The organism is Treponema sp. OMZ 840, from assembly GCF_050937815.1.
Taxonomy (GTDB): domain Bacteria; phylum Spirochaetota; class Spirochaetia; order Treponematales; family Treponemataceae; genus Treponema_C.
The window spans coordinates 37740-60210 of the sequence record NZ_JACDIJ010000012.1; the positions used below are offsets into that span (position 1 = coordinate 37740).

The 22471-nt window shown below is 45.4% G+C and carries 19 protein-coding genes; 15 read left to right on the plus strand and 4 right to left on the minus strand.

Annotated elements, in window-relative coordinates:
- Positions 1 to 5 precede the first annotated feature (5 nt).
- The 15 genes from nusG to H0R92_RS12140 all read left to right on the plus strand — a co-directional run bounded on the left by nusG (position 6) and on the right by H0R92_RS12140 (position 17384).
- Positions 6 to 563: a transcription termination/antitermination protein NusG gene (gene nusG / locus H0R92_RS12070; protein WP_432965177.1), complete on the plus strand. Its 558-nt coding sequence runs from the start codon at positions 6 to 8 to the stop codon at positions 561 to 563.
- A 79-nt stretch (positions 564 to 642) separates the two neighbouring features.
- Positions 643 to 1074 carry a 50S ribosomal protein L11 gene (rplK, locus tag H0R92_RS12075; protein WP_432965180.1) on the plus strand — a complete coding sequence of 144 codons (432 nt, stop codon included), beginning with the start codon at positions 643 to 645 and terminating at the stop codon, positions 1072 to 1074.
- A 1-nt stretch (position 1075) separates the two neighbouring features.
- Positions 1076 to 1756 carry a 50S ribosomal protein L1 gene (rplA, locus tag H0R92_RS12080; RefSeq protein WP_432965183.1) on the plus strand — a complete coding sequence of 227 codons (681 nt, stop codon included), beginning with the start codon at positions 1076 to 1078 and terminating at the stop codon, positions 1754 to 1756.
- Entirely contained in the window at positions 1756 to 2457 is a 702-nt protein-coding gene (gene rplJ, locus H0R92_RS12085) for a 50S ribosomal protein L10 (RefSeq protein ID WP_432965186.1), read from the plus strand. Before rplA ends, rplJ begins: the two co-directional genes overlap by 1 nt.
- A gap of 79 nt (positions 2458 to 2536) precedes the next feature.
- The gene (gene rplL / locus H0R92_RS12090) at positions 2537 to 2926 is read left to right on the plus strand and encodes a 50S ribosomal protein L7/L12 (RefSeq protein ID WP_432965189.1); all 390 of its coding nucleotides are present in this window, start codon (positions 2537 to 2539) and stop codon (positions 2924 to 2926) included.
- A gap of 126 nt (positions 2927 to 3052) precedes the next feature.
- Positions 3053 to 6562 carry a DNA-directed RNA polymerase subunit beta gene (gene rpoB, locus H0R92_RS12095; RefSeq protein ID WP_432965192.1) on the plus strand — a complete coding sequence of 1170 codons (3510 nt, stop codon included), beginning with the start codon at positions 3053 to 3055 and terminating at the stop codon, positions 6560 to 6562.
- 62 nt (positions 6563 to 6624) lie between these two features.
- The gene (gene rpoC, locus H0R92_RS12100) at positions 6625 to 10869 is read left to right on the plus strand and encodes a DNA-directed RNA polymerase subunit beta' (protein WP_432965195.1); all 4245 of its coding nucleotides are present in this window, start codon (positions 6625 to 6627) and stop codon (positions 10867 to 10869) included.
- Between the two features lie 154 nt (positions 10870 to 11023).
- The gene (rpsL, locus tag H0R92_RS12105) at positions 11024 to 11398 is read left to right on the plus strand and encodes a 30S ribosomal protein S12 (RefSeq protein WP_432965198.1); all 375 of its coding nucleotides are present in this window, start codon (positions 11024 to 11026) and stop codon (positions 11396 to 11398) included.
- Between the two features lie 10 nt (positions 11399 to 11408).
- Complete coding sequence (rpsG, locus tag H0R92_RS12110) at positions 11409 to 11879, plus strand: 30S ribosomal protein S7 (protein WP_432965201.1); 471 nt, start codon at positions 11409 to 11411, stop codon at positions 11877 to 11879.
- A gap of 164 nt (positions 11880 to 12043) precedes the next feature.
- Positions 12044 to 12256: a FeoA family protein gene (locus tag H0R92_RS12115; protein WP_432965204.1), complete on the plus strand. Its 213-nt coding sequence runs from the start codon at positions 12044 to 12046 to the stop codon at positions 12254 to 12256.
- A 78-nt stretch (positions 12257 to 12334) separates the two neighbouring features.
- Positions 12335 to 12556: a FeoA family protein gene (locus H0R92_RS12120; RefSeq protein WP_432965207.1), complete on the plus strand. Its 222-nt coding sequence runs from the start codon at positions 12335 to 12337 to the stop codon at positions 12554 to 12556.
- Between the two features lie 86 nt (positions 12557 to 12642).
- Positions 12643 to 14685 (plus strand): ferrous iron transport protein B, encoded by a 2043-nt coding sequence (gene feoB, locus H0R92_RS12125; RefSeq protein ID WP_432965210.1) that lies wholly within the window; start codon positions 12643 to 12645, stop codon positions 14683 to 14685.
- Between the two features lie 199 nt (positions 14686 to 14884).
- Positions 14885 to 15262, plus strand: coding sequence for a heavy-metal-associated domain-containing protein (locus H0R92_RS12130; protein ID WP_432965213.1), 378 nt, complete (start codon positions 14885 to 14887; stop codon positions 15260 to 15262).
- Between the two features lie 131 nt (positions 15263 to 15393).
- Positions 15394 to 16695, plus strand: coding sequence for a phosphopyruvate hydratase (gene eno / locus H0R92_RS12135; protein ID WP_432965216.1), 1302 nt, complete (start codon positions 15394 to 15396; stop codon positions 16693 to 16695).
- A gap of 260 nt (positions 16696 to 16955) precedes the next feature.
- Positions 16956 to 17384, plus strand: coding sequence for a flavodoxin (locus tag H0R92_RS12140; protein WP_432965219.1), 429 nt, complete (start codon positions 16956 to 16958; stop codon positions 17382 to 17384).
- 172 nt (positions 17385 to 17556) lie between these two features.
- On the opposite strand, the gene H0R92_RS12145 is transcribed toward H0R92_RS12140, so the two are convergent.
- The 4 genes from H0R92_RS12145 to H0R92_RS12160 all read right to left on the minus strand — a co-directional run.
- Positions 17557 to 17916, minus strand: a complete 360-nt coding sequence (locus H0R92_RS12145; protein WP_432965222.1) for a YccF domain-containing protein — start codon at positions 17914 to 17916, stop codon at positions 17557 to 17559.
- Between the two features lie 53 nt (positions 17917 to 17969).
- A complete protein-coding gene (locus tag H0R92_RS12150; RefSeq protein WP_432965225.1) occupies positions 17970 to 19682 on the minus strand; it encodes an ABC transporter ATP-binding protein in 1713 nt (570 codons plus the stop codon).
- Between the two features lie 107 nt (positions 19683 to 19789).
- The gene (locus tag H0R92_RS12155) at positions 19790 to 21892 is read right to left on the minus strand and encodes a methyl-accepting chemotaxis protein (RefSeq protein WP_432965228.1); all 2103 of its coding nucleotides are present in this window, start codon (positions 21890 to 21892) and stop codon (positions 19790 to 19792) included.
- Between the two features lie 223 nt (positions 21893 to 22115).
- On the minus strand, positions 22116 to 22471 hold a 356-nt coding region (locus tag H0R92_RS12160), incomplete at its 5' end, for a hypothetical protein (protein ID WP_432965231.1).

Sequence of the window (22471 nt, forward strand, 5' to 3'; positions counted from 1 at the left end):
TATTGATGGCGAAGGGATGGTATATCCTTCATACCTATTCCGGATATGAAGGTAAAATAGAACGTACCATACGTTCTATGATAGAAAACGGCGATCTTTCCTCCGATGTAATTCTGGATGTAAAAGTTCCGGTAGAAGATGTTGTTGAAGTACGTGACGGTAAAAAACGTACCGTTTCAAAGAAATTTTTGCCCGGTTACATTATGATAGAACTCGATTTGCCCGATTTGGGCTGGAAGCCCGTGTGTTCGGCAATTCGGCGCATACAAGGAGTAACGGGTTTTGTCGGTACAAACAGCAATGTGCGGCCGCGGCCTATTTCCAGCGATGAAGCGATCGCTTTATTGCAAAAGTCCGGCGAAATAAAGGGCGAAAAAACCGCGCGCGTAAAGCAAACCTTTGCCGTCGGAGAGCAGGTTAAAATTATTGACGGTCCCTTTATTTCTTTTTCCGGTGCGATTGAAGAAGTCAATTTGGAAAAAAACAAACTGCGCGTAACTGTCGGTATTTTCGGCCGCGCTACTCCCGTTGAAGTGGATCTTACTCAAGTAGAAAAAATATAAAATCCCGTTTTGGGAGGGAGCTGCCAAGGCTCCCGTTAAGCAGGTATAAATCCTGCTATACCAATATAAGGAGAAATACATGGCAAAAAAAAAGGTAACGGCCGTTATTAAACTGCAGTGTCCGGCAGGAAAAGCAACGCCCGCACCGCCTATCGGTCCTGCGCTGGGGCCGCACGGTGTAAGCGCGCCTCAGTTCGTTCAACAGTTTAACGACCGTACAAAATCAATGGAAGCCGGTCTTGTAATACCGGTTGTTATTACCGTTTTTCAAGATAAGTCTTTTACATTTATTTTGAAAACTCCGCCTGCAGCCGTACTTATTAAAAAAGCTGTGGGATTGGAAAAAGGATCGGGAAATCCTTTAAAAGACAAGGTTGCAAAACTTACCCAAGCCCAGCTTGAAGAAATTGCAAAAACAAAGATGCCCGACATTAATGCGAACGATGTTGAGGCTGCAAAAAAAATTGTTGCCGGTACTGCGCGCAGTATGGGTGTAGAGGTGGAGCGGTAGTATGAAACACGGAAAAAAATATCGCGAATCACTGAAAAAGTATGATTCTTCGCAGGCTTATGACGTACAAAAAGCTTGCGAACTTGTAAAAGAGCTTAAATATGCGCAATTCGATGAAACCGTTGAGGCGCATATTTGTTTGAAACTTGATAAAAGTCAGAGCGTTCGGGATACCTTGGTGTTTCCCCATCAGTTCCGCGGCGAAAAAAAAGTGCTTGTTTTTTGCAAAGAAGACCGCATTAAAGAAGCTTTGGATGCCGGAGCCGCTTATGCCGGGGCCGATGAATACATCGAAAAGGTAAAGGGCGGATGGCTTGATTTTGATGTAGCCGTTGCAACCCCCGATATGATGAAAGATGTCGGACGGCTCGGTATGGTACTCGGCCGTAAGGGGCTGATGCCGAACCCGAAAACGGGGACCGTTACAAACGATATAACGGCGGCTATCGGCGAATTGAAAAAAGGCCGCGTTGAATTCCGTACCGACAAAGGCGGTGTTATTCACATGCCGGTAGGAAAGGTTTCTATGGATGCATCTCAAGTGGCTGAAAATATATCTGCGCTTTTAGCTGAAGTTGCCCGCAAGCGCCCCTCTACTGCGAAGGGCGGATATGTTAAGTCGGTATCCGTTAATTCTACAATGGGACCCGGTGTTTGGGTTGACTATAAGGAGGCGGAATAATGGCTATTTTGGCAAAAAAAATACAGCCGGCAAAACTTGACGCGGTAGCGGCGACAAAGACGGTTTTTGAAGGATATAAAGGTTTTATATTTGCGGATTACCGCGGTTTAACCGTTGAACATATTACCGGCTTGCGCCGCAAGCTCGGTGAAAAAAATGCAAAGCTTAAGGTTGTAAAAAATACGTATGCGCGCGTTGTGTTCGATGAAATGAAAATCGAAAATGTCGCCGAGTATTTAACCGGACCTACGGCTATTGCATTGACGGCAGAAGATGCAAATGAAGTTGCAAAAATCCTGTTTGATTTTGCAAAAGAAGCTCCCGCTTTAAAAGTAAAGGGCGCTTATATCGATGATGAACTTTATGATGCGGCAAAAATTGAAGCTTTTGCCAAACTTCCCGGACGTCAGCAGCTTTTGGCTATGATCGCATCGACCATCAATGCGCCCGTGCAAAAACTTGCAGCTACTTTGCTTGCCTATGTGGAAAAGCGCCAAGCCGAAGAAGCGTCCGGTGCAAGTGCGCCTAAGGCCGACGCTGCACCTCCTGCCGCCGAAACTGCGGCGGCCGATGCGGGCCCGGCTGAAAAAACGGCGTCTGCCGAACCGGTAAAAGCGGAAGCGGCCGAAACGTCCGCTTCATCGGAACAGGCGGCTTCATCGGAAGCGGCCGCTCCTGCCGAAACACCTTCGGCGGAATGATAATGTAATTACGGCTCAGGCTTCGTGGCTGTCGTCCTGTGCGTAGATAAAAAATGCCTATTTTAAGGAGAAGATAATAATGGCAGCAATTACAAAAGATGAAATTCTTGATGCAATCGCATCTATGACGGTACTTGAAGCTTCCGAGCTTGTAAAAGCTATGGAAGAAAAATTCGGCGTAACCGCCGCAGCTCCGGTTATGGTAGCGGGCGCTGCCGGTGCGGCCGGTGCCGCAGCAGGCGGAGCGGATGAACAGTCCGAATTTACCGTGACTTTGGAAAGCGCCGATCCGGCGAAAAAGATTGCGGCAATTAAGGCTGTTCGTGAAATTACCGGCTTAGGCTTAAAAGAAGCAAAAGATTTGGTTGAAGGCGCTCCCAAGCCCATTAAAGAAGGCGTATCCAAGGAAGAAGCGGCTAAAATCAAAGAAACGCTTGAAGCGGCCGGCGGTGTTGTTAAGATTGCATAATATCGCTCTTTGTACGGCCCGGTGCCGTACAAAACATTTAAAATTTAAGATTACACAAATGCTGTCTGAAAAAGATTGTTTTTCAGACAGCTATATCCGTTTATACGCAAAAGCAAGGGGGATTTAATGTTCGCGAAAAGCCGGACGGTGAATCGTCAATACATAGGAAAAAATATCCGCAATTTTATGGAACTGCCGAATCTGATAGACATTCAGCTTCAGTCTTATGAGGGTTTTTTGCAAAGAGAAAAACTCGACAATCATAAGCCGCTTGCCGTTCAGGGTCTTGAAGAGGTTTTCCGTTCTACATTCCCCATTGAAAGTCCTAACGGGGATATGCTTTTGGAATATGAATATTACGAGCTGGATGAAGCAAATATCAAATATACGGAATTGGAATGTAAGCAAAAAGAGCTTACCTATTCGGTTCCTTTAAAAGCCCGTATCAATTTGATTTTTCAGCAAACGGGGGAAATTCGCCAAAAAAGTATATATATGGGCGATATTCCGCTTATGACCGAACGGGGGACCTTTATTATAAACGGTGCCGAACGGGTTGTCGTTTCTCAGATTCACCGTTCTCCCGGCGTTATTTTTAACCATGAAAAAGGCGTTTACTCAAGCCGCATTATTCCTTATCGCGGAAGCTGGCTTGAATTTGAGATAGACCAAAAAAAAGAACTTATTTATGCAAAAATCGACCGTAAAAAACGCATTCTCGGAACCATCTTTTTGCGTGCACTGGGTTTCAGTACGCGAGAAGAAATTATCCGTATGTTTTACGATGTTGAAAAAATAAAACTTAAAGATACCCGCGAATTTAAAGAATCCTTAGTAGGGAAAGTTCTTGCCGATGCGGTATATGTAAAAGACAGCGAAACCGGCGAACAAAAAAAATTATTTCGTGCGAGCGAAAAACTTCAGCCGCACAATATAAATGAACTTTTTTTATATCCCGAAATAAAAACATTATCGGTTATTAAATTTGAAGGGGAAACGTCCCTCGATTCCCAAATGATTATAAACTGTTTCGACAGAGAAGAAATCCGCTTCGTAAAAGAAGGCTCGCAATCGGATGAGCCTACGCTTGAAGACGCTCTTTCGGCGGTTTACCAAGTGCTTATGCCCGGCGAGCCGATTACTGTGGAAGTCGCCGAAAAAGACCTGCACAGCATGTTTTTTTCGCCGCGCCGCTATGATTTGGGCAGAGTCGGCCGTTACAAGCTGAATAAAAAATTCGACGTAAAAGAACCGATAACCGAACATACCTTGGTAAAACAAGATATTATCGCAACGATGAAATTCCTTATGAAGGTGTATATCGGCGATGAAAATATAGACGATATCGACCACTTGGGAAATCGGCGCGTGCGTTCCGTCGGCGAACTTATGACAAATCAGTTAAAAACCGCTTTTAACAGAATGGAACGTATCGCAAAAGAGCGCATGGGACTTAAAGAAACCGAAACGATGAAGCCTCAGGATCTTATTTCAATAAAACCGATAGTCGCGTCGATAAAAGAATTTTTCGGTTCGAGTCAGCTTTCCCAATTTATGGATCAAGTAAACCCGCTTGCCGAGCTTACTCACAAGCGCCGTCTTAACGCTTTGGGTCCCGGCGGCCTTTCACGCGACCGCGCTGGTTTTGAAGTGCGCGACGTTCACTATACTCACTACGGCCGCATGTGTCCGATTGAAACGCCCGAAGGTCCGAATATCGGTCTTATCGTGTCGCTTGCAATTTATACACGCGTAAACGAATACGGATTTTTGGAAGCGCCGTATCGCAAACTTGAGAACGGAAAAGCTACGGATCAGGTTGACTTTTTGTCGGCTATGGATGAAGACCGTTATTATATCGGTCAGGTTTCCGTCAGTATGAATGAGGACGGTTCTTTTGCCGCCGAACGGATTGCCTGCCGACACTACGGTGATTATACTTCTCGCAACCCGAAAGACGTCCAATATATGGATGTGTCGCCCAAGCAGATTATTTCGGTGTCTGCGGCCCTTATTCCCTTTTTGGAGCATGACGACGCAAACCGCGCCCTTATGGGCTGTAACATGCAGCGCCAAGCCGTACCTCTTTTATTTCCCGAACCTCCGCGGGTGGGAACCGGTATGGAAGCAAAATGCGCTTATGATTCGGGCGTTCTTATAAAAGCAAAGCGGGCCGGAACGGTCAGCTATCTTACCTCGGAAGAAATACGAGTAAAGCCCGATAAGCAAAAGGATGCCGACGATTTTGACCGCTACACGATGTTAAAATATCAGCGCACGAACCAAGATACTTGTTATCATCAACGGCCTGTTGTGGCAATCGGACAAAAGATAAAAAAAGGCGAAGTTCTTGCCGACGGACCGGCAACGGTAAACGGCGAACTTGCCTTGGGACGCAATATTTTAGTCGGTTTTGTGCCTTGGAACGGATATAATTACGAAGATGCCGTATTGATTTCGCAGCGTGTTGTCCGCGACGATATGTTTACATCGATTCACATTAAGGAATTTACGATTGAGATTCGCGAAACGAAACTCGGACCGGAAAAAATAACCCGTGATATTCCCAATACAAGTGAAAAAACCTTAGATAATCTTGATGCCGAAGGTATTATCCGTATCGGTGCGAAAGTGCGTTCGGGCGATATTTTGGTAGGAAAGGTAACGCCCAAAAGCGAAACCGACACTACCCCCGAATTTAAACTGCTTAATTCGATTTTCGGTGAAAAAGCCAAAGAAGTGCGCGATTCGTCATTGCGTATTCCGCACGGAATTGAAGGAACCGTTATAGACGTTCAGCGGTTGCGCCGCTCCGAAGGCGACGATTTGAATCCGGGTGTAGATGAAGTTGTAAAAGTATTGATTGCAACAAAGCGCAAATTGCGTGAAGGCGATAAAATGGCCGGCCGCCACGGAAACAAAGGTATTGTCGCCCGTATTTTACCGGTTGAAGATATGCCTTATTTGGAAGACGGTACGCCGCTTGACGTATGTTTGAACCCCTTGGGCGTTCCTTCCCGCATGAATATCGGTCAGATTCTCGAATCCGAACTCGGTCTTGCAGGCTTGTTCCTTGACGAATGGTATGAGTCTCCCGTTTTCCAATCGCCTTCAAGAGACCAGATTGAAGAAAAACTTAAAAAGGCGGGCTTTAAAACCAATTCAAAAGCGGTATTGCGCGACGGACGCACGGGAGATCCCTTCCAAAACGAAGTATTTGTCGGCGTTATTTATTACTTAAAGCTGCATCACTTGGTAGACGATAAAATGCACGCCCGTTCCACCGGCCCGTATTCGCTCGTTACCCAACAGCCCTTGGGCGGTAAAGCGCAATTCGGCGGTCAGCGTTTGGGAGAAATGGAAGTATGGGCGCTCGAAGCTTACGGGGCAGCGAATACTTTGCAAGAGTTATTGACGATAAAATCCGACGATATGAACGGACGATCCAAAATATACGAATCGATTGTAAAAGGCGAACCGTCCACTGCTGCCGGCGTTCCCGAATCCTTTAACGTTTTAGTACAGGAATTACGCGGGCTTGCCCTCGATTTTACCATCTATGATGTAAAAGGCAAGCAAATAGCGCTTACCGAACGCGATGAAGAGCTCATAGCAAAGGCGGGCTCGAACTTTTAAGTAAGGGCTGCGGTTTGTTTGCCGCACTTTTACGGAAAAGTTCTTTGTTATAGGAGATAAAGATGCGTGATATTCAAGATTTTGACAGCCTGATGATAAAGCTTGCTTCGCCGGAAACCATCCGTGCATGGTCATACGGTGAAGTAAAAAAACCGGAAACCATAAATTACCGCACGCTTCGTCCCGAAAAGGACGGATTGTTTTGCGAGCGGATTTTCGGTACCACAAAAGAATGGGAGTGTTATTGCGGAAAGTTTAAATCGGTACGTTATAAGGGCGTTATCTGCGACCGCTGCGGTGTTGAAGTAACGCATTTTAAAGTACGCCGCGAACGCATGGGACATATTGAACTTGCCGCCCCCGTATCGCATATTTGGTACTATCGATCGGTACCCAGCCGTATGGGGCTTTTGCTCGACTTGCAGGTTGCCGCTCTTCGTTCCGTATTATACTATGAAAAATACATTGTCATCGATCCGGGCGACACCGACTTAAAAAAGATGAGCCTTTTAACCGAAGACGAGTATATGGAAGCTCAAGAACGTTACGGCGGTTCTTTTTCGGCCGGTATGGGTGCCGAAGCTATCAAAACCCTGCTTGAAAACTTAAACCTTGACGAACTTGCCGCCGAGCTGCGTGCTAAAATGATCGAAAAAGGCCCCAAAAGCGACAAGCATTTGTTAAAGCGCATTGCAATCGTTGAGAATTTCCGTTCTTCGGGAAACAAGTGTTCGTGGATGATTTTGGATGCAATTCCCGTTATCCCGCCGGAACTGCGCCCCATGGTACAGCTTGACGGCGGCCGCTTTGCAACGTCGGACTTAAACGATTTATACCGCCGCGTTATCAACCGCAACAACCGCTTAAAACGGCTTATCCAATTGAACGCACCCGATATTATTATCTGCAACGAAAAGCGTATGCTTCAAGAAGCGGTCGATTCCCTGTTCGACAACTCCAAGCGCAAACGTGTTGTAAAGGGTGCGTCGAACCGTCCGCTTAAATCCATTTCCGATATGCTCAAGGGTAAACAGGGCCGTTTTAGGCAAAACCTTTTGGGTAAGCGCGTCGATTATTCCGGCCGATCGGTTATCTGTGTCGGTCCCGAATTAAAGCTGTGGCAGTGCGGATTGCCGACAAAAATGGCGCTTGAGTTGTTCAAACCCTTTATAATGAAAAAACTGGTCGATAAGGATATCGTATTCAATATTAAAAAAGCGAAAACCCTTGTCGAAGAAGAATCGAGCGAAGTGTTTGCCATTTTGGATGAAGTGGTACGCGAACATCCGGTTATGCTCAACCGCGCTCCGACCTTGCACCGTTTGGGTATTCAAGCTTTTGAACCCGTTTTGGTTGAAGGAAAGGCAATCCGTTTGCACCCGCTTGTTTGTCACGCATTTAATGCGGACTTCGACGGCGACCAGATGGCCGTTCACGTGCCCCTTACCCAGGCGGCACAAATGGAATGCTGGACATTGATGCTTTCGGCGCGAAACCTTTTAGACCCTGCAAACGGTAAAACGATTGTGTATCCGTCACAGGATATGGTTTTAGGTATTTACTATTTAACCAAAATCAAACCCTCCGGAAAAGGAACGGGCAAGCGCTTTAGCAGTGAAAACGAAGCTTTGCTTGCCGCCGAATCCAAAAGTATCGATTGGCAAGCCGAAATAAAAGTGCCTATAAAAAAAGCTCCGTATAACGGTGAAGTCATTTCTACAACCGCCGGCCGTATTGTGTTTAACGACGAACTTCCCGCCGAAGCCGAATTTGTAAACAAATTGATGGGCGACAAAGAGTTAAAACGTCTTATCGAAAAAGTACATAAAACCTGCGGCCCCTGGCTTACCGTAAAAATGCTCGATGCGATTAAAGCTGTCGGCTACCGTTATGCAACTTTTTTCGGCGCAACCATCTCGATGGACGATATTTTAGTTCCCGAAGAAAAATCGTCGATGATGGAAAAGGCAAACAAAGAAGTCGATTCCATTATGAAGCAATATCGTCAGGGACACATCACACAGGACGAACGGTACAACCGTGTCGTCGAAGTATGGTCGAAAACGAACGAAGAACTTACAAATGTTATGATGAAAAAGCTCGAAAACGACAAAGAGGGCTTTAACACGATTTACATGATGGCTTCTTCCGGAGCGCGCGGAAGCCGCAACCAAATCCGTCAGTTGGCGGGTATGCGCGGTCTTATGGCAAAGCCGAACGGCGATATTATCGAATTACCCATACGTGCAAACTTTAAAGAAGGTCTTTCGGTTATCGAATTCTTTATTTCCACAAACGGTGCGCGCAAGGGTTTGGCAGACACCGCTTTAAAAACCGCCGACGCCGGTTATCTTACCCGCCGTCTTGTCGATATTGCCCAAGATGTGGTTATAAACGAAGAAGACTGCGGTACGATTAACGGAATCGAATATACGGCGATAAAAGACGGAGACGATATAATCGAGCCTTTAAAAGACCGTATTGTCGGCCGTTATACGCTTGAGCGCGTATTACACCCGATTACGGGCGAACTTTTATGCGATGTAAACGAATATATCGACGATGAATTGGCTGAAAAAATCGATGCAGCCGGTGTGGAATCCGTAAAACTTCGCACCGTGTTGACCTGCGAATCGCGTCACGGCGTATGCTGCAAATGCTACGGCCGTAACCTCGCACGCAATAAAATCGTCGAAATCGGAGAAGCAGTCGGTATTATTGCCGCCCAATCAATCGGTCAGCCGGGTACTCAGTTAACCATGCGTACTTTCCACGTCGGAGGAACCGCTTCTAAGATAAGCGAAGAAAACCGCATTGTTTTAAAATATCCCGTTTTAATCCAAAATATTTCGGGAACGCATGTTGTTATGAAAGATAAAACATTGCTTTTTACCCGTAAAGGATCTATGGATGTAACCCATATTTTAAACGAATTTTCAGTGTCGGGCGCATCCTTGCTTGTACAGGACGGAGATCGTGTGCTTAAAGACACGCCGCTTTTTGAAGTTAAGGGTAAAAAAACCTTGTCGCCCGAAGCGGCGCGTATTATAGTACGCGGAAAAAAACTGTATTTGGCAAGCAACGATTTAAAGGTTGAAATTAAAAACGGTTCGACGGTACCCGTTTCGGCGGGCGATTATGTTGAAGCCGGACAAACCCTTGCAACCTTCGACCCCTTTTCGGACCCGATTATTGCCGAAGTATCCGGTTATGTTCACTACGAGGATATTATTCCCGGTTCGACTCTTTCCGAAGATTTGGACGAAGAAACGGGAAATATCGAAAAGCGTATTACCGATTTGCATTTGGATACCAAACAGCCGCGTATTTTAATTACCGATGAAGCCGGTAACGAACGGGGAAGCTATTACCTTCCCGGAGGAGCGGTTCTTTTGGTTGACGACAAGGTGAAAATTGCTGCCGGAACGCCCTTGGCAAAAACCCTAAAAGAATCTTCAAAAACAAGCGATATAACCGGCGGTTTGCCGCGTGTTTCGGAGTTGTTTGAAGCGCGTAAACCGAAAAACCCCACCGTTTTGGCGCAAATATCGGGTACCGTGCAGTTTAAGGGTATTACAAAGGGTAAGCGCGTTATTGCGGTTGTCGATAAATACGGTAAAATTTTTGAACATTTGGTGCCGATGACTAAACGGCTTTTAGTGCGCGACGGCGACACGGTTGAAGCCGGAGAACAATTATGCGACGGTTCCATCAGCCCCCACGATATTTTGGCTATTTTGGGTGAACATGCGCTTCAAACCTACCTTATGGATGAAATCCAAGAAGTGTACCGTATGCAGGGGGTAAGCATAAACGACAAGCATATCGGTATTATCGTGCGGCAAATGCTGAGAAAAGTTGAAATCGTTGCGGTCGGCGATACGCACTTTATTTTCGGCCAACAAGTGGATAAGTACAAATTCCATGAAGAAAATAAAAAGGTTATTGCCGAAGGCGGTCAGCCCGCTATAGCCCGTCCTATGTTCCAGGGAATTACAAAAGCGTCTTTGAATATCGATTCCTTTATTGCGGCGGCTTCTTTCCAAGAAACCACCCGGGTTTTGACAAATGCGGCTATTGCCGGCGCTGCGGATAATTTGCGCGGATTAAAGGAAAACGTTATTATCGGTCACCTTATTCCGGCAGGTACGGGTATTCGTAATTACCGCAATGTCAAGCTTTTTGATGAAAATACGGTAGACCTTGATATTCAAATGAATGAGGTATTGGAGCGCCGGAAACTTGAAAAGGATATGGAATCCGAAATGGAAGACGGTCTGTATGAAACGGAGAATGAAGAAGATTAGTATATTGACAGGAGCTTTCGGTATTTGATATACTGTTAAAACATCGCCGGTTTAGTTCTTTTTCGGCGGCGATGTGCAACTGAATAACAACGAAAGTTTAATATGTATTTTAGCCGGAGTGCTGGCCGGTTTAGTAAATAGGAGAATAAGGCACATGCCTACAATTAATCAATTGATCCGTCAGGGTCGTAAATCGGTAACGTACAGGACGAAGTCTCCCGCGCTTCAGTCTTGTCCTCAAAAACGTGGTGTATGTACACGTGTTATGACTTTTACGCCTAAAAAGCCGAATTCGGCGCTTCGTAAAGTTGCCCGTGTACGTTTAAGTAACGGAATCGAAGTAACCGCCTATATTCCCGGCATCGGACACAACTTGCAGGAACACTCCGTTGTGCTTATCCGCGGCGGTCGTGTTAAAGATCTTCCCGGTGTGCGCTATCATATTATTAGAGGTACAAAAGATACCCTCGGTGTGGAAGACCGCAAACGCGGACGTTCAAAATACGGTGCAAAACGGCCCAAGGCATAGGAGGAAGTAAATGGGAAGAAAAAATAAAAGCGTCAATCGCCCCATTTTACCCGATTCACGCTATAACAGTACGGTTATTTCAAAGTTTGTAAGCCGCATGATGCTCGACGGCAAAAAAGCGGTAAGTACGCGTATTATCTATGAAGCGTTGGATACCTTAAAGGCAAAAACCGAAAAGGATCCCTTAGAAGTATTTTTAAAGGCACTCGATAACGTAAAACCCATGGTTGAAGTAAAATCCCGCCGTGTCGGAGGCGCTACCTACCAGGTTCCTATTGAAATCCGCGACAGCCGCCGCGAAGCTTTGGCTATGCGCTGGGTTATTACCGCTGCGCGGAATAAAAGCGGCCGCGGAATGGGCGAGCGCTTGGCATCCGAACTTTTGGACGCATATAACAATACGGGTACCGCTTACAAGAAGAAGGAAGATACCCACAAAATGGCCGAAGCCAACAAGGCATTCGCTCACTACCGCTGGTAATTTTAATTTGCACGGATTTATGCCGCTGCAGTAAATGAGGCTGTCTAGAACATGCGTTTTAGGCGGCTTTTTTTTTATAATTTATAAAACCGGCTGCAAATTTCTATTGACATTTCATTTAAGGTTAGGCTATACTAATTTAAAGAATAAAAAGGGAGTTTTTTATGCCCTTGGCAATGGTTAGCTGCGGTGAAGTCAGGACGATACGGAATTTTTGCGGCGGCGAAGACATTAAACAACATTTACTCGATATAGGTTTGATTCCCGGAGAAATCGTTCAAGTTATAGGTGAAAATGCATCCGGTCTTATTTTAAAAGTTAAAGGTGTCCGATTGGCTTTAAATCGCGGTCTTGCGCAAAAAATTATTGTATATTAACTTGTTCCGGATACTAATTAGGGATTGAATTTTCTCGTTCTTAATTTTTATATATTATTTTTATATTTTGGAGGTTGTATGACAGTAGTTGATTTAAAACCGGGTCAAACGGCTACGGTAAGTACAGTCGGTACCGGCGATCCTCTGCTCAAGCGCAGAATCTTGGATATGGGAATTACTCCCGGTGTGGAAATAACCATGATAAAATCCGCTCCGTTGGGCGATCCTTTGGAAATTACACTTCGGGGCTATCAGCTTAGTTTGCGGAAACATGAAGCTCAGCAAATTCACTTAAATTAATTTTTTCCTTTAAAAATTAGTTTTATAAAACATTTTGAAGAAAACGATTAATTTATGTGTAGGTTTATACATATGAGGAGAGATATATGAAATATACAATTGCTCTTGCAGGTAACCCTAACTGCGGAAAAACATCGATTTTTAACGCACTTACCGGTTCTCGGCAGCATGTCGGAAACTGGCCCGGTGTTACCGTTGATAAAAAAGAAGGCGAATATAAAAAAGACCGTACGGTGACGATATTGGATCTTCCCGGAACTTATTCTTTATCGCCTTATTCGGAAGAAGAAAAAATAGCGCATGACTATATTGTAAACGAGCGCCCTAGTGCCGTTATCGATATTGTGGACGGAACGAGCATTGAGCGCAACCTCTACTTGACGCTGCAAATTTTGGAAACCGGCGTTCCTGTTGTCGTTGCTCTCAATATGACCGATGAAGTCGAAAAGCGCGGCGATAAAATAGATGCGCAAAAATTGTCGGAAATTCTCGGCGTTCCCGTCGTACCTACGTGCGGACGCAACGGCAAAGGAACCCATGAATTGATGCAAGCTGCAGTTGAAGCTGCGAAAAAAGCCGCTGCCCCCGAGGTCAAAAAAATATATGAAAGCGGAGATTCCGAAGAAGTTATTGCGGATAAGCGCTATAAATACATTGCCGAAATAGTAAAACAAACGGTTGTAAAAGCTTCCAAAACTTCTGCGGGACAAAAGGCGGATGAAACGGTCAGCGATAAAATCGATAAAGTTTTGACAAACAGATTTTTGGCCTTACCCCTGTTTGCCGTTATTATGTATTTGATGTTTGCCTGTGCTTTGAGCGAAAACTTCCTCTTTTTAGGCATAAACGGTCCGGGACGCTGGCTCGAAGGAGTCGTCGGAACCGTCTGGGAGTATCTGACCGGTTTGGTTGCAGGCGGCCTTGAAGCCGCAGGGGCTGCCGACTGGGCGATGGGCCTGGTTATCGACGGTATTTTCGGCGGTATCGGCGCCATTTTAGGCTTTATGCCCCTCGTTTTGGTGTTGTACGTATTGATGGCCTTCCTTGAAGACAGCGGCTATATGGCGCGCGTCGCCTTTGTTATGGACCGCATTTTCCGTAAATTCGGTCTTTCCGGCCGCTCCTTTATCCCGATTTTGATGGGCTTCGGATGCAGCGTTCCGGCTATTATGGCAACCCGTACCCTGGAAAGCGAAAAAGACAGGCGCATTACCGCTATTATTACCGGTATGGTTCCCTGCGGTGCAAAACTGCCGATTTTCGCAATGTTTTGTGCAATCTTTTTCCCCGAAAACACAACCCTGGTTATGTTTTCCATCTATATGACGAGTATTGTCGTTGCCGTCATCGTTTCTCTTTTAATGAACAAATTGATGTTTAAATCGGCCGTTTCCAACTTTATTATGGAGCTGCCTCAGTACCGCTGGCCTACTTTAAAAAGCGTTCTTATGCTCGGCTGGGAAAAGGTGAAGGGCTTCGGCGTTAAAGCCGGTACGGTTATTTTATTGTCTACGATTTTGATTTGGGTGCTTTCAAACTTTAATGTCGGTTCTCTTACCGGCAAAAACCTTAAAGAAAGCGCAGGCGAAGAAGCGTCGGTTATGTGCGAAATGGACGACAGCTTTATGGCAAGCATCGGTAATTTTGTTGCTCCCATTTTCAAACCCCTCGGATTCGGCGAATGGAGGCCGGCCGTCGGTATTGTTACCGGATGGATTGCAAAAGAAAACGTCGTCGTTACCTTCGCTCAACTGTACAGCGACGATACCTCCGAAGAATATCTTGCCGAATTCTTCGGTAAAATGAGCGCAGAAGAATTGGAAGAACTCGGATTTGAAAACGGTGAATACGACCCCGAAGCCGCTCCCGATATTTATTCGGAGGGAATCCTCTTTGAAGGCGCCGACGAAAACGCTCTTCCGACAATGAAAAAAGATATCCGCACCCCGAACGCGGCTTTGGCTTATATGCTGTTCAACCTCTTGTGTATGCCCTGTTTTGCCGCCGTCGGTTCGATGAAACGCGAATTAAAAACATGGAAAAAAACCTGGGGAGGCGTCGGTATTCAAATGCTTACGGCCTATATCGTTGCCTTATTGGTGTATTGGATCGGCTTTTTATTTGTGTAATTATTGACGCGATAAATCTGCCGTTTACAGGTAAGTGATTGAAAAGCCGCCTAAAGATATTCAAGGCGGCTTTTTCTTTTTAGATACCGAAAATACTTGTATATTTGTGTTTTTTGTAGTAAGTTAGATTTATGTAATACTATGTATGTTTTTATAAAAGTCTATCTGTGTGAAAAATTTTTTGTGGATAGGAGTTAATATGATTAATATTATTGTAGTGCTTGTCGTAATTGCAGCGGTTGTTTTTGCCGTTATGCGTATTCGCCGTGGCGGAGGCTGCGGTTGCGGCTGTAGTTCGTGTGCAAGCGGCTGTTCGTCCGCTTCGAAAAACCCCACGGATACGAATACCGAGTATCCGCCGGAATCGTCTTTGATTTTGGATATTACGGGTATGCACTGTGAAAAATGCAGTACCGGCGTATCCGAAGCTCTTAATGCTCTTGACGGTGTATCGGCTGAAGTCAATTTGGCGGCAAATAATGCGGCGGTAAAACTTTCCAAAGCCGTTTCGGCACAGGTTTTGCGGACTGCAGTTGAAGACAAAGGATTTGAACTTACGCACATACGAGTTCTATAAACCGTTTTTAAGCCGGCCGATTAATTCAAATACGTAATTAATCGGCGTTCTGTACGTATAAAAATTATTTTAATGCTTTGCATAAGGGGCGACAGCCCCTTAGGTCATTATTTTATTAAAGAGGTGATAGTATGAATTATGCTGAAATTATTTCGGTAAGGGGGCGGGAAATAGTCGATTCCCGCGGAAATCCTACGGTAGAAGCGGAAGTGCTTTTAGCCGACGGAACCATAGGACGCGGAGCCGCTCCTTCCGGCGCATCTACGGGAACTTATGAAGCCGTCGAATTGCGTGATGGCGATAAAAAGCGTTTTGGAGGCAAGGGAGTTTCCAAAGCGGTAGAAAACATTAACGGCCCTATTAATGAAGCTTTGATGGGTGCCGATGCTTTGGATACCTACGAAATAGACAGGCTTATGATTGAAGCCGACGGAACACCCAATAAATCTAAATTAGGTGCAAACGCTATGCTTGCCGTGTCGATTGCCGCAGCACGGGCCGCCGCTATGTCGTTGGATATTCCTCTGTATAAATTCTTGGGCGGATCGAATGCGAATGTTTTGCCGGTACCCATGATGAATATATTAAACGGCGGCGCTCATGCTGCAAATACAGTCGATTCCCAGGAATTTATGATTATGCCTGTCGGTGCACAGTCCTTTAGCGAAGGCTTGCGTCAGTGTACTGAAGTTTTCCACGCGCTGGCCGCTATTTTAAAGTCAAAAGGACTTGCGACTGCGGTAGGTGATGAAGGGGGTTTTGCTCCCGATGTGGCAAGTGATGAAGAAGCAATTGAGCTTATTTTGGAAGCGGTAAAAAAAGCCGGTTACAAGCCCGGTAAAGATTTTGTTCTTGCCATGGATCCGGCTTCGAGTGAATGGAAGGGGGCTAAAAAAGGCGAATATAAGCTGCCCAAGAGCGGACGCAAGCTTACCTCCGCCGAACTCGTGGCCCACTGGAAAGCATTGGTTGAAAAGTATCCGATTTATTCAATCGAAGACGGTTTGGATGAAGAGGACTGGGAAGGCTGGGCTTTGTTGCGTAAAGAAATCGGAGATAAGGTTCAACTTGTCGGCGACGATTTGTTTGTAACAAATACCGAACGCCTTTTAAAAGGAATCAAGCAGGATTGTGCAAACTCTATTTTAATAAAATTAAATCAAATCGGAACAATCAGCGAAACCCTTGAAGCTATAAAGATGGCCCATAAAGCAGGCTTTACCGCCGTCGTATCGCACCGCTCCGGTGAAACCGAAGATACGACCATTGCGGATTTGGCAGTCGCCTTAAATGCCGGCCAGATAAAAACGGGTGCTCCGAATCGCAGCGAACGAGTTGCAAAGTATAATCAACTTATCCGTATCGAAGAGCATTTGGGAAAGGCCGCCCGCTACCCCGGTATCAACACCTTTAATCAAAAGAAAAAATCCTAATCAAATTATTTGAGGAAGCCGCCGCTAAGGGCGGCTTCCGCTTTTTTTCCCGCACATCCGACATACCGATTTTTATAAACCGTTTTTTTGCTTTTGAATAAACGTATATCTTTATCAAATCAGTGAAGTTTTTGTGTTAAGGTTGCAAAATAATTTTCGCAAAAAGGCTTGACATTTTTTTTAAAGTTAGTTATAATTAACTTATAAACAAACCGATGCGACTACATGCGTACGGATATTTAGTTATATCAGGAGAGTATATGAAAGCAGGCGTTATTTATGCAAGTACAACCGGAAATACCGAAGCTATGGCACAGCTTATTTGTGAAGGTCTTCGCGCCGGCGGAGCTGAAGCGGTTATGACAAAAGCAGGCGATGTTTCGACTTCGGATGCTCTTGCCTACGATGTGCTGGTTTTGGGCAGCCCCGCGATGGGGGCGGAAGTCCTTGAAGAAGATGAAATGGAGCCTTTTTTTACTTCACTTGAAAATTCTTTATCCGGGAAAAAAGTCGCATTATTCGGATCATATGATTGGGGCGACGGCGAATGGATGCGTTTGTGGGAAGACCGCGTGCGCTCTGCCGGCGGCACATTGTTTAAGGATGCCGGTTTAATCGTTCATCTTGCTCCCGAAGGCGATGACATTCAAAAGTGTAAGGATTTCGGTAAAGAAGTCGCTTCGTTTTAATGCAACGTAATCCATTTGAAGCGGTATTCGTTGCTTTGATTTTTGGCCATAATTTTCCTCCGCATCGTTGATGCGAGGGTGTGTGTGTTTTCTACTATGTAAAAATATTGAGTCTCCACGCGGCGCTGCTCTCGTCCGGCAGCGCCGTTTTTTTTGCAGCGAAGCGATGAGCTTATTTTATACGTGCACCGAACGGAACAAGAGCCAGTTGGGCGAGTTTGAAATGCTGCAAGCCGAACGGAATACCGACGATAGTACAGCAAAGTAAAATTCCGCACACGGTACTGGTCAAAGCTATTTCCAATCCTCCGAAAATAAGCCATAAAATATTCAACAGAAAAGACCCTGCTTTTCCGCCCGGTACAATTTCTTTTCCGAAAGGAAAAAAAGCAACGACCGATAGTTTAAAACATTGTTTGCCGACCGGTATACCGATAATCGTACAACACCATAATAAGCCTGCCGCAAGCCAGCCGATACCGGTTAAAAAACCGCCGAAAATAAACCATATAATATTTCCCAGTGTTTTCATGTCCTACCTCTTTATTTTGTATTTATCCGCACTTAATCCGCTCGTCCGCTTCGCTATAATTTGTTTTGTGCTTTGTACAACGAAGCGTATAATCCGTTTTGTGCTAAAAGCTCGCTGTGTTTTCCCTGTTCGCAAATTCCTTCATCATCGACGACAACGATGAGGTCTGCATTACGGATGGTGGAAAGCCGGTGCGCTATAACGAGGGTTGTGCGCCCCTTTGCCAATTTTTCAAAAGATTGTTGAATCTTTATTTCGGTTGCGGTATCCAGTGCCGATGTCGCTTCGTCCAATATTAAAATGGGCGGATTTTTCAAAAAGGTGCGCGCTATGGAAATACGCTGCTTTTGGCCGCCGGATAAGCGTACGCCGCGTTCTCCGACAAGGGTGTCGTACCCCTTATCCATTTTTATAATGTCATCGTGAATTTCGGCTTGCCGCGCGGCTTCGATAATTTCTTCGTCGCTTGCCTCGATATTGCCGTATGCAATATTTTCCTTTACGGTGCCGGCGAACAAAAAAACGTCCTGCTGTACCAAGCCGATATGCCGGCGCAAACTTTCAACTTTTATATCCCGTATGTCGCGGCCGTCAAGCTTGATAGAACCGCTTTGCACATCGTAAAAGCGCGGCAGCAAACTGCATAATGTGGTTTTTCCGCTTCCCGACGGGCCGACAAAGGCAACCGTTTGCCCGGCTTTTATGCTTAAGTTTACATTGTGCAAAACGGTAATACCGTTATTGTATGCAAAATCGATATGTTCGTAGTCGATATCGCCGCGTGCGCCGTTTATATTCACCGCATTCGGGTTGGAATGTATTTCTTCATGCGTGTTCATAATTTCGGCAAAGCGGCGGAAACCTGCCATACCGCTTGCGTATTGTTCGACAAAGGCGGTAATTCTGCGAACCGGCTGTAAAAAGGCCGAAGAAAACAAAAGGGCGGTGATAAGGTCTGCAATATTCATGCTGCCGCGCATAATAAAAAAGCCGCCGGCACCGAGTATAATCAAATTCAAAATCGACGTAAAAAAATCGATGCGGCATAAAAAAGAGGCTACGGACCGATAAAATCCTTTTCGCGCATTGTAGTATGCTTGGGTGTTTTTTTCAAAGCGCTGTTTTTCGTATGCTTCATTTGTAAAAATCTTTGTAACCCGTATACCCGAAACCGCAGATTCGATTGCAGTGTTGATTTCGGCCGTTTTTTCTTTTACGTTTTTTGACGTGTGCATAAGGCGGCTTCGCGAAAGAGCGGTATGCAGCACAATCAGGGGTATAAAGGCCGCAAGCAAAAGGGCAAGTTCCGCTTTGATTACGGACATAAGGATGAGGGAACCTGAAAGCGTGAGGGCGGAAATGAGTATGTCTTCGGGGCCGTGATGAGCAAGCTCGGTTACTTCAAAAAGGTCGGTGGTAATGCGCGACATAAGCTGCCCGGTACGGTTACGGTCAAAAAAAGCAAAAGACTGCTTTTCTATATGGTTGAATATTGCACGTCTCATATCGGCTTCCACGCGGGCACCGAACAAGTGCCCGAAGTAGGCGACAAAATACACCGCTCCCATGCGTATAAGATAGAGAAAAAGGGAAACACCGATAAAAATATAAAAGGTACGGAACTCCGAAGATGCGAGAAAGTGTGTCAGCGCATAGCGCGTAAACATCGGAAAAACCAAATCAACGCCGGCTATAAAAGCAGCGCATATCAAATCCGCAATAAAAAGACTGCGGTGCGGCTTAAAAAAGGATAAAAAATAACGCATGGGATTATTGTAACGGTTTGGGAAAAAAGTGTACAGACTTGAAAGGAAAAAGGGTAGTTACTAATTACAGGTTTTTCATAACTACCCTTTTTTATTACCGGTTAATTTTACACTTTAAACTTTTTCACTTCGGTGGACAGGTGTTCTATACTTTGCTTATTTTTTTGACTTATTTCATTGACTTCGGTAACGGCGTTGCGTATCTGAACGGCACCGGAAGCCATCTCATTCATACTGTCACTGATAACCCGTGTCAGCTCGTCAAGCTTTTGCATTTCCTGTGCAACGTTCTCGCCGCCTTTCAGCATTTCGGCCGAACCGTCATTTACCTGATTCGTCACCATATTGATGTCGCGGATGGCGGTGAGTACTTCGCGGCTGCCGTTTTCCTGTTCTCTCATGGCATCCATTAAATTCTGGCTCATATTTTTAACTTGATCGGATAAGCCGAAAATGGTGTTGAACTTTTCCTCTGCGGTTTTGGCGGAATCCGAAAGCGTTTCTATTTCTCCGGAAAGAATTTTAAGGGTTGCGGTAATGGTTTTGCCTTGTGCGCTTGATTCTTCCGCCAGCTTACGGATTTCGTCGGCAACGACTGCAAATCCCTTTCCCGCTTCACCTGCGTGAGCCGCTTCAATGGCGGCATTCATTGCCAAAAGATTTGTCTGGCTTGCAATATGCTGAATGACATTACTTGCTTCAAGCAAGCCGCCCGATTCTTCGGCTATCCGTTGAGTTACACTGTTTGCACCCGTAACCGTTTCTTTACCGTCGGCAGTAGCACTTGCAAGCGTTTTAATGACATTGTTTGTTTTATCGAGAGTTTGAGTTATTGAAGCGATATTTCCTACCATTTGTTCAATGGCGGCGGAAGATTCTGCGACACTGGCCGACTGATTTTCAATACTGCCGTTTAATTGTTTTATCGTACGAATTATTTCTTCGATGGTAGCCGCGGTTTCGGTAACGCTTGCAGCTTGGGTAAGCGCTTGCTGTTTTACCCCGTCAATATTCGCACTGATTTGCTGTACGGCACTGGCCGTTTCGGTCATGTTGCTTGCAAGTTCCGTACCGATGGCTGCCATTTCGGTACTGTTTTCTCCGACCGTCTTAATTGAATGGCCGATTTTACTTATCGTTTGATTAAAATATTCGGATAGGTCGGTTACCTCATCATTTCCGACAAGGGGCAGCCGAACCGTTAAATCCCCTTCGCCTTGAGCGATGTCTTTAAGTGCAGTTACTACAACATTGATGGGTTTAATCATACGCATGGCGACAAACAAAACGATAACCAAACTGAGCGCCAAAACACCGAAACCGATAAAAATCATTTCAATCCGCAGTTCGTCAATCGTTCCCATAAATTCTTCAACGGGGGCATTAATGATAATTGTCCAGTCAGTGGTTTTCATCGTTGCATAAGAAGCTATTTTTTTTACACCGTCGTATTCATAAAAACCGATAGACGGTTCATCAATTTCAACCGCCATTTTTTCAAAGGCGGCAAGAGAGGCAAGTTTTTTATCCGTTTTTGCCGTTTCTTGTGAGTTGTCCCGTTGTGTGACAAGTTGAAAATCTTTATGAGCGACAACGGTACCCCCTTGACCGAGAATGTAGCAGTATCCCGTCTGTCCGACAAGGATATCGTCAATATCATCGGAAAGCTGTTTGGCCGGAAGGTCGGCGACTAAAACGCCTATAATTGTCCGGTTATTATTATAAACGGGTATGGCAAAACTGATTGAAAAACTCCCGTCTGCACGGGAAAGGGTCGGTTCCGTTACAAATCGTTCCCCCTTAATTGCCGCTTGAAACCAGTCACGGTCTTGTATGTCCACCGTTTGGGTCGGAGAAACATGCGCCCTGCCTTGTGCATCGCAAATAGCTAAATTCTGTATAAGCGGATTAAAACTTGCTTCTTTTTCCAAGAGCGCTATTTTTTCCGCATAAGGACTTGAAGAATCTATTAAAACGGGCATGCGTGCAATACCTTCAAAAAACTGAAAAAAGGTATTGATTTTACCGTCGATAATTGCAGCCGTGTCGGTTGCCTTATCTTTAAGATGTATTTCGATTTTTTCGGTTACCGCTTTTCGGGCAGTCCGCACGCCCACAAGAGCAAGTATAAAACCTACTGCAAAAGTCAACGAACCGAATACAATCAACAGCTTGTTACGCATTGAAAACCGTTTTTTCTTTTTTTCCATATATTACTCCTTATAATTAATTGGTAATCGGGGATGATTTCAACGACTACCCGTTTTCCCTATTCCTTTGCGGTTTAGGTACCGCTTTGTTTTAATTACACCCGTTATCCGCCGTCTGTTCAGTCCCGTGTAAAACAATTCAACATTAGACTGTAGGAACGGCGGAAATAAACTTTTATATTCCTGCATATAGCTGTGCGGAAAATATGTTTTTAAACGAATTTCAGTCCATGCCGAAACGTTCGGACAAATAGCGGGCAAGTGCTTCGGCTTTTTCGGAATTTATATACTCAGGTTCGTAATGCGAGAGATACTGTGTAACAATAGTACGATTATGTATGAGAAAATTCCGATACTGTGTAAGCAAATTTTCGTAGTTGGAAAGCAAGTGTTGATAGCTTTTACACAATCGGGCACAGACGGAAACTAAACGTTTATAATCGCGTTGACTAAGCTGTTTAGAATATGCGGCTAATTTTTCGGGGGGGGGGGGGGGGGGGGGGGGGGGGGGGGGGGTGGGGGGGGGGGGGGGGGGGGGGGGGGGGGGGGGGGGGGGGGGGGGGGGGGGGGGGGGGGGGG

What these genes read in the sequence shown, in the direction of transcription:
- nusG (WP_432965177.1), top strand. Translation starts at nt 6, where the DNA reads ATGGCGAAGGGATGGTATATCCTTCATACCTATTCCGGATATGAAGGT.
- rplK (WP_432965180.1), top strand. Translation starts at nt 643, where the DNA reads ATGGCAAAAAAAAAGGTAACGGCCGTTATTAAACTGCAGTGTCCGGCA.
- rplA (WP_432965183.1), top strand. Translation starts at nt 1,076, where the DNA reads ATGAAACACGGAAAAAAATATCGCGAATCACTGAAAAAGTATGATTCT.
- rplJ (WP_432965186.1), top strand. Translation starts at nt 1,756, where the DNA reads ATGGCTATTTTGGCAAAAAAAATACAGCCGGCAAAACTTGACGCGGTA.
- rplL (WP_432965189.1), top strand. Translation starts at nt 2,537, where the DNA reads ATGGCAGCAATTACAAAAGATGAAATTCTTGATGCAATCGCATCTATG.
- rpoB (WP_432965192.1), top strand. Translation starts at nt 3,053, where the DNA reads ATGTTCGCGAAAAGCCGGACGGTGAATCGTCAATACATAGGAAAAAAT.
- rpoC (WP_432965195.1), top strand. Translation starts at nt 6,625, where the DNA reads ATGCGTGATATTCAAGATTTTGACAGCCTGATGATAAAGCTTGCTTCG.
- rpsL (WP_432965198.1), top strand. Translation starts at nt 11,024, where the DNA reads ATGCCTACAATTAATCAATTGATCCGTCAGGGTCGTAAATCGGTAACG.
- rpsG (WP_432965201.1), top strand. Translation starts at nt 11,409, where the DNA reads ATGGGAAGAAAAAATAAAAGCGTCAATCGCCCCATTTTACCCGATTCA.
- H0R92_RS12115 (WP_432965204.1), top strand. Translation starts at nt 12,044, where the DNA reads ATGCCCTTGGCAATGGTTAGCTGCGGTGAAGTCAGGACGATACGGAAT.
- H0R92_RS12120 (WP_432965207.1), top strand. Translation starts at nt 12,335, where the DNA reads ATGACAGTAGTTGATTTAAAACCGGGTCAAACGGCTACGGTAAGTACA.
- feoB (WP_432965210.1), top strand. Translation starts at nt 12,643, where the DNA reads ATGAAATATACAATTGCTCTTGCAGGTAACCCTAACTGCGGAAAAACA.
- H0R92_RS12130 (WP_432965213.1), top strand. Translation starts at nt 14,885, where the DNA reads ATGATTAATATTATTGTAGTGCTTGTCGTAATTGCAGCGGTTGTTTTT.
- eno (WP_432965216.1), top strand. Translation starts at nt 15,394, where the DNA reads ATGAATTATGCTGAAATTATTTCGGTAAGGGGGCGGGAAATAGTCGAT.
- H0R92_RS12140 (WP_432965219.1), top strand. Translation starts at nt 16,956, where the DNA reads ATGAAAGCAGGCGTTATTTATGCAAGTACAACCGGAAATACCGAAGCT.
- H0R92_RS12145 (WP_432965222.1), bottom strand. Translation starts at nt 17,916, where the DNA reads ATGAAAACACTGGGAAATATTATATGGTTTATTTTCGGCGGTTTTTTA.
- H0R92_RS12150 (WP_432965225.1), bottom strand. Translation starts at nt 19,682, where the DNA reads ATGCGTTATTTTTTATCCTTTTTTAAGCCGCACCGCAGTCTTTTTATT.
- H0R92_RS12155 (WP_432965228.1), bottom strand. Translation starts at nt 21,892, where the DNA reads ATGGAAAAAAAGAAAAAACGGTTTTCAATGCGTAACAAGCTGTTGATT.